Below are 12,089 nucleotides of genomic sequence, written 5' to 3' on the forward strand. Positions count from 1 at the left end.
GAGTGTTTTTGCGCATTAAAGTGTATCTATTTCTTGTTTGATTTTGTATGATAGAGACAAATCAACTATCCGTTCCGGCCTAAGTTCGGAGCTACAAGGAGTCCTAAAACAATGCCTCGTCAACAACTATTAAAACAGTTTCGCAATTTTCATGATGCTTCTACTAGTATTTTAAACATGATGAGTCAATTCATTGATGTGAATACACTGTTTATTGCTAAAAATGATCAAAACACCAATCAAATTGTAAAGGTGCTAAATCATGACGAGCAGCTTCTTGAAGAAGGAGAAGAACTTCCTTACGAAAAGACATTTTGCAAGCTTGCGGTCGATCATCGGGATACACTTGTGATTCCTGACATTTCGAAGGATGACCGTTTTAAATACTTAGAGGTTACGAAAAATCTTCAAGGCGGCTCGTTTATTGGAGTTCCCATTGATTTCACAGATGGGACGAACTACGGAACGATTTGCGGACTTGATTTGAGGCCGAAGCAGTTCACAGAAGAGCATGTGTATATGTTTGAAACGATGGCTTCATTATTAAGCTATGTACTCGAACTAGACCGTGCCAACCGGCAAATTCGGCAATTGTCTGTACCGATCGTACCAGTTGTTGACGGTGTCGCTGTGCTTCCTCTGCTTGGTGATATCGAAGAGACACGTGCTCAGCATATTTTGGAAACCATTTTACAGGAAAGCTACAGGCTGTCGCTCTCTCATTTGGTTATTGATGTATCGGGAACAAAAAGCCTGAATGAACAAAGCATTCAATATTTGGTCAGCTACGCACAAACGCTGAGACTTTTAGGAATTTCGGCAGTTTTAACAGGTATTAAGCAAGACCTTGCTTTAAGTGCGATTCAATCCAATATATCGTTTAAAGACATCACCATCCGGAAAGACTTGCCGCAGGCACTTGCTCATATTGGGTTGACGTTTACCAAAAATGAATAAGTAGTGATTCACCAAAAAGGGCTAAAATGAATTTCATTTTAGCCCTTTTCTTCTGGAAACGGCAGTCGTATGGTAAATGTCGTTCCATTGTTTTTTTCACTTTTCATATCAATATGCCCTTCATGCAGGTCCACAAGCTGCTTCACGATAGACAAGCCCAATCCGTATTCTCCATACGGTGTATTCGTTCTTGAGATATCCGCTTTATAAAAACGTTCCCATATGTGTTTGACTTCGTCTGGCGCAATGCCAATGCCTGTGTCTTCCACTTCGATGATCGTCTCTTGATTTTCTTGTTTTCCTCTTAAGTAAATACGGCCGTCTTCTGTGAATTGAATCGCGTTCTTTGTGATATTGACAAGTATTTGAATGAGCCTGTCATAATCTGCATAAACCTTTAGCTCGGGATCAACGTCCACGATCAGCTGATTGTTTTTCTCTTCGGCGATTCGGCTCAGCTGCTCTTTCATCACTTCAAATGTGTCAATGAGTGGATAGTGAAATTTCTGAAGGGTAATTTGATTCGATCTAATTTTCTCATAATCCATATTTTCATTGACGAGTCGCAGCATACGTTTTGTCTCGTCAGTGATTAAGGCATAGCATTTCTCTTTCTCTTCTGCTGACACATCCGCAGTGTTCAGCCATTCCACCAGTCCTCGAATGGTGGTCAGCGGTGTTTTCAATTCGTGAGACACATCTGCGATGAATTGACGTCTGCGCTTTTCGAGCCGGTCAATTTCCTCTCTTGATTGCTGAAGACGCTTGGCCATCATATTAAAATCCTCACCAAGTGTGCCAATTTCATCAAGGTGTTTGTTTTCAAGCTTGATGTTGTAATCACCTTGCGCAATTTTTTCAGTCGCCTCTCTCAGCTTTTTGATGCGGTTCACATGAAATTTAGACAGGAACAGGCTGAGAATAAAGGTGATCGTCAGCGCCACAAATACGATGATATACAGATAACGATTCATTTGGGCGATGAGCTGTTCAGCGCCTTGAATCGGGGCAATAAGGACAACTCCGCCCTTTAGCTTTCCATCCTCCATGACAGGGAGCGCCACAAGTGATGCCTCTTGATCAAGGCGGCGTGAATCACTTCGTTTCACAATGATTTGCTCTCCTTTTGAGAGTTTGGCCCATAAATCCTTTGTCAGTAATACTTCATGCGGCGGCATCTCTTGCTGCTGAGACAGAATATCTCCTTTTTCATCAAACACGAAAAAACGAATTTGCCTTGTCGAAAGAATATCTTCAAATGGACGCAGACGAAAGGTCATCTCGCTTTTAGGGAGTCGTTTATAATCTTGCAAGATTTCATTCCCATAGGAGCTCATTTCATTCACTCTGTTTTGATAGGCAATATCTTTCACAAAATGAGATAAAAGGGTGCTGATAATGACAATGGCAATGAGCAATAACCCAAGGTGGCTGATCAGCAGCTGATAAAAATATTTAATCTTCATCGAACTTATACCCTACGCCCCATACTGTATACAAAAAGGGCTTAGGCCCGTCCCCAATTTTTTGACGCAGCCGTTTAATATGAACATCTACCGTTCGTTCATCTCCATAAAATTGGTATCCCCAAATTTGCTCAAGCAATTGTTCTCGTGAAAATACTTGCCGAGGATGCTGAATAAAAAAGCACAGCAGATCGTATTCTTTCGGTGTGAGGTTCTCTATTCGCTCTCCATCCAGGAAAACTTCCCTCGTTTTTTTATCCAACTGAAAATGTGCTGTCTCCAGCCGATCGCCCTCATTCACCTTTTCTTGAGTCGTTGTATGAGCAAAGCGTCGTTTCACCGCTTTAATTCTTGCCATCAAGGTTAGTGGACTAAAGGGCTTGGTCACATAATCATCTGCTCCAAGATCAAAACCAAGTACCTGATCAGATTCGGTTTCCTTGGCTGTCAGCATGATAATCGGAATGTCACTGATCTGGCGCACTTTTTGACAAATGGTCAGACCATCCATCGAAGGAAGCATGACATCTAAAATGAGCAGATCCCAATCCTCCTCTTGCTTAAAGCGATTCAATCCTTCTAATCCATCATGAACGAATTCCGCTTGAAATCCCTCTCGTTGAAAAAACATATCCGTCATTGTACAAACGCTCTGATTATCTTCAATCATTAATATTTTCATGATCAGCCTCCGCTGCTACCATTGTTTTTCTTTATGTAGCTTTATTTTACATGTTCCCTTTCAAATCTCAATTGGATTCCACTGTTTTTATGAACTTATCATCGTTTGGTCATCTTTTATTCATACTTTTTGAAAGAACTAATACTGCAGTGAATCACATGAGGTTTTTTTATGATGGCATTGCAGAAGATGGTAAAGATATTAGTTGAAATAGGACAGCGTCATTTACATATATTTATAGAAAGAACTTCCTGACAGTTATATGATAGATCTATTTAAAAAAGCTCATCACTATATCGATGAGCTTTTTTATCATGTCAGCAACTTCAAATAAGCAGTGTCGTTTTCCTCTTCAACCGCCTGTAAAATCTGCTGTGCCTGTGATGCGCTTGTGACGCTGCTTAACTTTTGTATGATGTCTTCTTTCGATAACGCACAGCCTGGTGCTCCCTGAGGAATATCAACCCGCTTGCTCATGGTGGTGCCGTCAGTTAAGGTGAGCTTCACAATCGTAAAGCGTCCTTTTGGAACAGCATCGGGATGGGGTACTGTCGTTTGATCATATCCTCTGCTTACCCGCTTCATCCATGTCCGCATGTCTGATGGAATGTTTTTTTTCGTAAAGGCATCCAGCGTAAGCGTTCGTCCAAACACTGAAAGTGCGATGACGTATTCGACACTGAATCGTCCTTCTTCCCCGGTTAAAGGTGTCCGCTCAATAAGCGCTGCATCTCCGCCTGGCGGGAATATGACATCGACCTGTTTTACCTGCTCCGGCAAGAAAGACCGCTCTTTTATTAAGGATTGGATCGCATCTGCTGCATGGTGGGCTGCTGAGCAGAATGGATATACTTTGAACCACAGCCCCGGCGAAACGATACGCCATGTAGAACCATAGCCCTCTAGCAAACGGCTTTTCGCAAGTTCCAGATCTCCATAGAGTGAAAAGAAACCAAGCGCGCCATCAAGAACCGAGTCATTCCCGCCAAAACCTAAACAAGCTAAATCAATAGACCAAACGGCTGTTTTAGCAGCTAAGCCGGCTTGTAATGGTTTCATATCAGAACCAAACTGCTTTCGCATTCCGGCTGATTGTGCTCCGGCAAAGCCGATTGCTTTCGTCAGTTCTTCCTGCGAGACTTGTTTCAAATAGCCAATCGCACACACTGCCGCAATGGCTCCGAGTGTTCCTGTATTATGCCAGCCCCGCTCATAATGCGCCTTGCCGATGGATTCGCCAAGTCTTGCCATCACTTCAACACCTGTGATGTAGGCACCTAAAAACCGCTCGCCATACCCTTTGCCTTCTGTCAGCTGTGATAGCAGCGCTGGAATGATGACCGCGCTCGGATGTCCTCTCACATCTGAGTGCACATCATCATAATCCAGGGCATGGATGAGGTAGCCGTTCAGCATCGCTGCGGATTGGCGGCTCACCTTCTTTCCTTGTCCAATGACAGGAATCTGAGCGGCTCCGCCTTCCTGTTCAATAAGCTGCATCAGCTGCTGAATTCCTTCATCCTCTTTCGCAGCAAACGCTGATGCCGCAGCGTCTAACAGGCCATTTCTAGCCATTTGAATGGCCCGCTCATCCTGCATTGGATCAGCAGAAAGCACTGCTTCTGCCAGATGTTTTGTTAATTCCATGATCGAGACTCCAATGCCCGAACGGCAAGCTCAGCAAAGAAGGCAGCGGAAACTGGAAGTGCGTCTTCATTTAATGTAAACGCAGGGTGATGCCACTCCTTCGTACCACTAGTCCCCATCCATACAAAAAAGCCTGGAATGCGTTCTTGATAAAGAGCAAAATCTTCTCCGCCCGGTGACTGCTCTGCCTGCACGACATGTAAGTCAAGTGAGCCAGCCGTTTCTTCTACTACCTTTGTCAGACGCTCATCATTCATGACAGATGGCAAATAAGGATGCCATCTTACTTCAGTCTCTGCTCCAAATCCTTCTGCAATTCCGCTGACGATTTGTTTCATAAGCTCTGGAATCATCGCTCTTACTTCAGGCTCAAACGTCCGAACGGTTCCTTCCATCTCAACACGGTCGGGAATCACATTCCATGACGTACCGCCTTGAATGCGTGTGATACTGACAACCGCATGATGCAAGGAGCTGATGCGGCGACTGACGATTTGCTGAAGGGCGCTTATGATCTGCCCGCTGATGGCTATGGGGTCTACCGTGTGATTTGGAATACCGGCGTGGCCACCCGTTCCTTTAATATCGATTTCAAACCGGTCCACACTCGCCATCAATGCTTTTTCTCTAATGCCAATCGTGCCAACTGACAGGTCAGGCTTGTTGTGCATACCGAAAATCGCATCGACTCCATCTAAAACGCCTGCCTCTATGACGTGTTTCGCCCCTTGAGCAACTTCCTCAGCCGGCTGGAACAAAATACGGACCGTTCCTTTGATCTCGTGTTTCCGCTCTTTTAATAAAAGAGCCGCACCAAAAATAGAAGCTGTATGGAAATCATGACCGCATGCATGCATTTTACCCGGCACCTTTGAAGAAAATGGTTCACCAGATGCTTCTTCAATCGGAAGTGCATCAATATCGGCTCTCAGAGCAATCGTCGGTCCCTCTTGTTCTCCCTTGATTTCACAAACAACACCTGTTTGAAGGGCCGGGATATCAAGCACAGTGATCCCTTCCTCTTCTAACCAGCGGCGCAGTTTCTTTGTCGTTTCATATTCTTCAAACGCCAGCTCTGGATGCTCATGAAGCGCTCGGCGAATGTTGATCAAACGTTTGTTTAAAGCTTCATTTCCTATTGATTTCACTAGACACTCACCCCTCTAAAGAATAAAAAGCAGCTTATGCTTCTTCAGCCGCTGCTTCTTTTTGGATAAATCGTTTCGTCCGTTCATTCTTTGTTTCATCAAATAACTCAGTTGGCGTCCCCTGCTCGATAATATGACCATCCGCCATGAAAATCACATGGTCTGCCACTTCTCTTGCAAACGCCATTTCATGTGTGACGATGATCATCGTTGTTTCTTGGATCGCAATAGATTTAATGACTTGAAGCACACCTGAGACAAGCTCTGGATCAAGTGCTGACGTTGGTTCATCCAGCAAAATCGCATGTGGATCAACCGCTAACGCGCGGGCAATCCCAATCCGCTGCTGCTGTCCGCCAGATAATGTGACTGGATAGCTGTCAGCCTTTTGCTCTAACCCTACCTGCTTCAGCAGTTTCATACCGATTTCATTCGCCTGCTGCTTCGTCATTTTTTTCGTTACTAGCAATGATTCTGTAATGTTTTGCAGTGCTGTCTTGTTTTTAAACAAATTATAGTTTTGAAACACCATGGCCGTTTGTTGACGCAGGTGATGGGCTTCTTTACGTGAATATTTGGACGCATCGAGCTTCGCATCGCCAATTTCAATCGTGCCTTCATCAGGTGTTTCTAATAAATTTAAACAGCGCAGCAAGGTGGATTTACCGGAGCCAGAAGGTCCGATAATGGCCACAACCTGCCCTTTTTTCACGTCGAGATTAATTCCGTCTAAGACGACAAGGTCGCCGAATGATTTCTTCAAATTGGTGAGCTTGATCATGTCCACACCTCCTTAATTCCGGTAAGGTTTGCTGATTTTTCGTTCAAATAGGTCCTGCAGGAAACTATAAATGATCGTCAGCACCCAATACACAATCCCTACGGCTAAATAGGTTTCAAAGTATTTATAGTTCGCCGATGCAATCATCTTCCCTTGTGCAAACATTTCTGCCACACCAATCGTAAAGGCAAGAGATGTTTCTTTTAAAAGACCGATAAAGGTATTCCCTGTCGCTGGAATTGCATTTCTGACGGCCTGCGGGAAAATAATTCTAACGTAAGACTGCCATCTTGTCATACCGACAGATAAGCATGCCTCAAGCTGCCCTTCATCCACTGAGTTCAGAGCCGCTCTGAAAATTTCTGCTAAGTATGCTGAGTTCTTAATACTTAATCCGATAATGACCGCTGTTAAAGCATCCATTGAGGTCATCGCAGGGAATAGCTGCGGGAGACCAAAATAAATGAGAAAGAGCTGAACCAAGGTTGGAACCGCTCTGAAGAAAGAAATATACAGCTTGGCAAATTGGTATAAAACAGGTATCCGGTTTTTCGTAATGAGAGCGAATACCACACCAATGATAATGGCAAATACCATGGAGACAATCGCCATGAAGATCGTTATCGGCAAGTATTGAAGCAATGTCGGAAACACCGTCACCATATACTGCCAATCAATTTTGTTCATGTCTGCTCTTCACCGCCGCTGTCGTTATTTTTTAATTGGCACTGTCACATCGTCTTTGAAATATTTCTCAGACAATTTCTTAAGTGTCCCGTCTTCTCTTAATTCTTTGATGGCTTTGTTAAATTCTTCTCTTAGTTTGTCATGCTTTTTATCTTTCGCAAATGGATAGCCTACTTCTTCATACACAATTGGGTTGCCTACGATTTTCAGCGGCAGACCTGTTTTTTCAATTTGAGCAAGTAATACACTGCGTCCGTTGACATAAGCATCTACGCGGCCATTTGCCACTTCATTTAATACGCCGTCTTGCGTTTCATATGTTTTAATCTTAATTTTCTTGTCAGGGTCTTTGCTCTCTAAGTTTTTAGCATGGTTAGAGCCAAGAACCGCCGCCACTGTTTTTCCTTTTAAATCGTCAAGACCTTTGATGTGGTTGTTGTCTTTTTTCACGATGATTTGTGTTCCTGCGTAAGCGTACGTATCTGTAAAGTTAAATGTTTGTTTACGCTCGTCTGTAACGGCAACTTGGTTTGACACTGTATCGAGCTTACCAGATGTCAGCTGTCCCATTAGTCCGCTGAATTCGCTCAGCTGCCAGTCTAGTTTGTAGCCTAGCTTTTTCGCAATGGCTTCTGTTACTTCAACATCGAATCCGACAAGCTTGCCATTGTCTTTATAAGCAAATGGATAGCTTTGTCCTGTAGCGCCTACTTTTAACACTTTTTCGTCTTTGCCTTCACTCTGATTGTTGCCGCCGCAAGCTGCTAAAACTGCCAGCATTGCTGCAAATAGAACGACTAGCCACTTTTTGTTTTTCATGTTTGTAAACCCTTCTTCCTCTTATGGTTGTGTGATATCTGATCTTAATTGTTTTTTGAAATAAACCGTGATATGACCTTTGCCTAAATCCTTTTCACCTGCTCTGACATAGCCTTTACGCTCATACATCTCTATGAGCCATGGATGCTTATCAGCTGTACCGAGCGACACGTACGGCACCTTCAGTGTATCCCTTAGCACTTCGGTTTCAACCCATTCCAGCAAGGCTGAGCCTGTGCCTTTTTTGGCGGCTGGTTCTGAGGCAAACCACCAGATATGAGGGACGCCGAACGGTCCTGGCTGCTCTCCCCAAGGCATACGGAGTGATAAGGTGGATAGAAGCTCTCCGTTTTCTTCCATCACATAGCAAAGATTCTTTTGTACATTATTCTGAACGAGAGCGAAATCAGCATGTGCTGCTTGGAACTGGATGCCTAGCTCACGAATTGGCTCGTAGGCTCTTGTTGTCAGTTCAAGCAGCGCCTCTATATCTGCCTCTGTTGCCAGACGAAACGTGTATCCCAACGTTAGTCACCTCACCCTTATGTCGTGTAGCGATTTTTTGGCTCTGTTAATCCGAGATTTTCTCGCAAGGTTTGTCCTGTGTAATCGGTTTTGAATAAGCCTCGTTCCTGAAGGATTGGGACGACGCGGTCTACGAACACATCCAGCCCTTCTGGCAAGAGCGGCGGCATGACATTAAAGCCGTCTGCTGCTTCTTCAACCAGCCATGTTTCCATCACGTCTGCCAGCTGCTGCGGCGTTCCAATGAAAATATTATGACCGCGTGAGCCGGCAACTGATTGATAGAGCTGGCGAATGGTCAGATTATCCTTTCTCGCCATATTCATCACGAGATCAAAACGGCTTTTCACCGCATTTGACGTGCTCGGATCAATCTCTGGAAGCGGTCCGTCTAAAGGATACTGAGACAGATCAATCCCGCCTAAGTAATTTTGCAGAATGCTCAGTCCAATCTCAGGAACAATCAGCTCCTGTAATTCTTCATATTTCGCTTGGGCTTCTTCCTCTGTATCAGCAATGATCGGGAAGATACCCGGCATGATGCTGACGTCCTCTCTAGCACGGCCAGCAGCTTCTACTTTCCCCTTCAAGCTTTGATAAAATTCCTTCGCTTTATCGAGATCGTTTTGTGCAGTGAAAATGAGCTCTGCTGTTTTTGCTGCAAGCTTTTGGCCATCTTCAGAAGATCCTGCTTGAATGATCACGGGCTGCCCTTGCGGCGTCCGTGATACGTTGAGAGGACCTCTTACTGAGAAGAACTCACCTTTATGCTGGAGCTCATGAAGCTTACTAGATTCGAAGAATTCTCCCGTTTCCTTGTTTCTGACAAGGGCGTCTTCTTCCCAAGAATCCCAGAGACCTTTGACGACTTCGACGAACTCTTCTGCCCGCTCATATCGTTTATGGTGTGCTAAATGCTCTTCTCCGCTAAAATTTTTCGCTGTTTCTTCAATAGAAGATGTGACCACATTCCATGCCGCTCTTCCGCCTGATAAATGATCAAGGGAGGCAAACTGCCTTGCAATATGGAAAGGCTCACTGTATGTAGTGGAAGCTGTTGCTGCTAAACCAATGGTTGAAGTAGACTCAGCAATGGATGAAAGCAGCGTGAGCGGTTCAAATCTCGTTAATACGTTCGGATGAGAGGTTTGATTAATGGATAAACTGTCGGCTAAAAAGAGCAAATCCAGCTTTCCTTCCTCTGCCTTTTTCGCTAATTGTTTAAAATAATCTAGGTTCATGGCTGCATCTGGTACTGCATTCGGATGTCTCCAAGAGGCAACGTGATGTCCAGTTCCTGCGATGAATACGCCTAACTTGAGCTTCCTTTTCGGCTGTGACACTTGTTCTTCATCCTTTCTATATCCTAAATGTATCAAACCGAAGTCCTTAGAAGATACATTTTTCTGATTGAATTAATCGGTTTTATTAATAAAAAAAGGGCAAATGTTGCGAAAAATGAAAAATAATTATTACTATATGCCCTTTTTACAGGATTGTCAACCGCCTTCTGAACCTCCAAAATAAGGGATTTCAAACGCTCATGACGGTGTATCAATCTCAATATTTCCGATGAGCCGGTCTGTGGTATGTGTCACCAATTGACTGCGTTCCAGCATGTTGTGAGCGATGACAGAATGAGTGGAATTTGCGGTGCGGACAGCAATCGCTTTTTGAGGAGATAGATTGATGATGTTATTGCGCAGCACACGGGCTGAGGCGGCCTGGTCAATAAAGATCGCCGTCGGCTGTCCGATCGATCGATTTAAATAGAAACGGTTATCTCCAATTTGTGGTGAACCATTTTTAATATACATCACCACATATAAGGATGTTTCTTCAAAGGAATTATCTTTAATTTCCAATGCCCCCGTCGTGCTGCTGTATACAGCGTAGTTTTGATAGTGCTTAAAGCGATTCTGCCAGATGAAAGCCTTTGCATTTCCAGTGACACTGATCGTATACGAAGAATCTAGCTCCGGGTGTCCTTCTTGAATAAAGTGGTTGCCGTTGAGCCCAGCTTCCCCTTCCTGCACCCAGATTCCTCTGCTGAATTCTTTGAATTGATTGTGCTGGATGAGAATATTCGTTCCTCTCACCACGGCCGCATCGATAACAGAGTAGACCGTATTGTTTGAAAAGACGACACTATCCGATTGATAGATACGCAACGAGGCGCTTCTTTTTCCGGTATTCGTTCCTGATTCAATATGGTTTCCTTCTATTAGAATACGATTCGCCATATAAACGGACACAGCCGCATCTTCAAAAAGACTAATCTTATTGCCTGTAATGTGAACACTGTCTCCCCTCACATCAATCCCTTTTTCAAACCCCTCAATCATATTGCCAATAATCACCACATTGTTTTCCGTTTGACCAAGTGAGACGCCTAAGCTCGTAATCCCTGCTTTTGTCACACCTCCTCCCACTGCACGAATCATATTGTTGGCAATGATCGTTTCGGTGGAGAAGCCATAGGAGATACTGCTATCTGTATGATTGCCTTCAATGATCACACCATAACCGTTAAAGTTATAGATAGAGCTTGCAGCACCTCCTCTGACGATGTTGTTGCGAATCTGAATATTCAAAGGCTCCTCCATATTAACGGCATTTTCTCCATAGCCTTCAATATCAATGCCCATTCTTGGCTCGACCCCATTTACTCCTGCTCTTTCCAAGAGACAGTCCTCCACAATAACCCCATCACAGCCTGTAATCGAAATATTGTTGCGTCTCGAATCTGTGATGGTGCAGCCAGAAATTTCAATAGATGTAGCAGGCGAGTATGGTTCCCCCTCTGTCAACAAACCGTGGGGACTGACAATGATGCCGTCTCCCGTACAATTTTTTATTTGGACATGATTGACCTCTACATGGGAGGCACCTTCAATACATATCCCAAAGCCCCATTCATGGGTTCTTCGTTCAGCTGGGAGCGGCTTGTATACATGCTCATGTCGATCCCCTTCAATACGCCCGCCTCGAATGGTCACATGCTCTACCTTTCCTATATAAAAAGCTGCATACCCCCATGAATCATTTGGTTTCACCTTTATTACAGCGTCTGACGCCATCTCAATGCATATATGACTTGGCACCCGTATACCTGCACCTCGGAAAGGAAAAAATGGATCACCTCTGTACACCGCATCAACTAAATACGTGCCGCTCGGCAGCCAGATATGGGAATACCCCTGTGCTTTTGTCCACTCTAAACATTCATTGAGCTTAGCTGTGCAATCCGTTTTCCCATCAGCAATTACGCCAAAATCTAGTACATTGACAACTGGTTTTTTCAGATCAGCTTCATTCAATTCCCCCAACCTAATCACTCCTTTTCACACATGTTCTCTCGTCATCCTATGCATGTG

Annotated in this window: 11 protein-coding genes; 1 reads left to right on the top strand and 10 read right to left on the bottom strand. The window is 44.2% G+C overall.

Going from position 1 to position 12,089, the window contains the following annotated elements; all coding sequences use genetic code 11:
- Positions 1 to 111 precede the first annotated feature (111 nt).
- Positions 112 to 957 carry a GAF domain-containing protein gene (locus tag JJ692_RS00100; protein WP_073203804.1) on the top strand — a complete coding sequence of 282 codons (846 nt, stop codon included), beginning with the start codon at positions 112 to 114 and terminating at the stop codon, positions 955 to 957.
- Between the two features lie 38 nt (positions 958 to 995).
- Here the strand turns inward: JJ692_RS00100 and JJ692_RS00105 are convergent, their stop codons facing one another.
- From JJ692_RS00105 to JJ692_RS00150, 10 genes are all read right to left on the bottom strand, one after another.
- A complete protein-coding gene (locus JJ692_RS00105) occupies positions 996 to 2,423 on the bottom strand; it encodes a sensor histidine kinase (RefSeq protein ID WP_041106553.1) in 1,428 nt (475 codons plus the stop codon).
- The gene (locus JJ692_RS00110) at positions 2,413 to 3,105 is read right to left on the bottom strand and encodes a response regulator transcription factor (protein WP_073203801.1); all 693 of its coding nucleotides are present in this window, start codon (positions 3,103 to 3,105) and stop codon (positions 2,413 to 2,415) included. The genes JJ692_RS00105 and JJ692_RS00110 overlap by 11 nt, the downstream gene beginning before the upstream one ends.
- A gap of 312 nt (positions 3,106 to 3,417) precedes the next feature.
- On the bottom strand, positions 3,418 to 4,752 hold the full coding sequence (locus JJ692_RS00115) for an MmgE/PrpD family protein (RefSeq protein ID WP_073203800.1): 1,335 nt from the start codon (positions 4,750 to 4,752) through the stop codon (positions 3,418 to 3,420).
- Positions 4,743 to 5,900 carry an amidohydrolase gene (locus JJ692_RS00120; protein WP_073203797.1) on the bottom strand — a complete coding sequence of 386 codons (1,158 nt, stop codon included), beginning with the start codon at positions 5,898 to 5,900 and terminating at the stop codon, positions 4,743 to 4,745. The genes JJ692_RS00115 and JJ692_RS00120 overlap by 10 nt, the downstream gene beginning before the upstream one ends.
- A gap of 34 nt (positions 5,901 to 5,934) precedes the next feature.
- Positions 5,935 to 6,681: an amino acid ABC transporter ATP-binding protein gene (locus JJ692_RS00125; RefSeq protein ID WP_073203794.1), complete on the bottom strand. Its 747-nt coding sequence runs from the start codon at positions 6,679 to 6,681 to the stop codon at positions 5,935 to 5,937.
- A gap of 12 nt (positions 6,682 to 6,693) precedes the next feature.
- Positions 6,694 to 7,368, bottom strand: coding sequence for an amino acid ABC transporter permease (locus tag JJ692_RS00130; protein ID WP_024425525.1), 675 nt, complete (start codon positions 7,366 to 7,368; stop codon positions 6,694 to 6,696).
- A gap of 24 nt (positions 7,369 to 7,392) precedes the next feature.
- Positions 7,393 to 8,187, bottom strand: coding sequence for an amino acid ABC transporter substrate-binding protein (locus JJ692_RS00135; protein WP_073203792.1), 795 nt, complete (start codon positions 8,185 to 8,187; stop codon positions 7,393 to 7,395).
- Between the two features lie 21 nt (positions 8,188 to 8,208).
- Positions 8,209 to 8,712, bottom strand: coding sequence for a GNAT family N-acetyltransferase (locus JJ692_RS00140; RefSeq protein ID WP_024425523.1), 504 nt, complete (start codon positions 8,710 to 8,712; stop codon positions 8,209 to 8,211).
- Positions 8,713 to 8,729: 17 nt separating this feature from the next.
- Entirely contained in the window at positions 8,730 to 10,055 is a 1,326-nt protein-coding gene (locus tag JJ692_RS00145; RefSeq protein ID WP_073203789.1) for an LLM class flavin-dependent oxidoreductase, read from the bottom strand.
- Positions 10,056 to 10,253: 198 nt separating this feature from the next.
- Positions 10,254 to 12,041: a right-handed parallel beta-helix repeat-containing protein gene (locus JJ692_RS00150; protein ID WP_052503018.1), complete on the bottom strand. Its 1,788-nt coding sequence runs from the start codon at positions 12,039 to 12,041 to the stop codon at positions 10,254 to 10,256.
- Positions 12,042 to 12,089: the final 48 nt, after the last annotated feature.

The sequence above is a fragment of the Bacillus sp. 3a genome (assembly GCF_017161885.1).
Classification (GTDB): Bacteria; Bacillota; Bacilli; order Bacillales; family Bacillaceae; genus Bacillus; species Bacillus safensis.

Coding starts and splice junctions, on each gene's coding strand:
- JJ692_RS00100 (WP_073203804.1), top strand. CDS start 112: ATGCCTCGTCAACAACTATTAAAACAGTTTCGCAATTTTCATGATGCT.
- JJ692_RS00105 (WP_041106553.1), bottom strand. CDS start 2,423: ATGAAGATTAAATATTTTTATCAGCTGCTGATCAGCCACCTTGGGTTA.
- JJ692_RS00110 (WP_073203801.1), bottom strand. CDS start 3,105: ATGAAAATATTAATGATTGAAGATAATCAGAGCGTTTGTACAATGACG.
- JJ692_RS00115 (WP_073203800.1), bottom strand. CDS start 4,752: ATGGAATTAACAAAACATCTGGCAGAAGCAGTGCTTTCTGCTGATCCA.
- JJ692_RS00125 (WP_073203794.1), bottom strand. CDS start 6,681: ATGATCAAGCTCACCAATTTGAAGAAATCATTCGGCGACCTTGTCGTC.
- JJ692_RS00130 (WP_024425525.1), bottom strand. CDS start 7,368: ATGAACAAAATTGATTGGCAGTATATGGTGACGGTGTTTCCGACATTG.
- JJ692_RS00135 (WP_073203792.1), bottom strand. CDS start 8,187: ATGAAAAACAAAAAGTGGCTAGTCGTTCTATTTGCAGCAATGCTGGCA.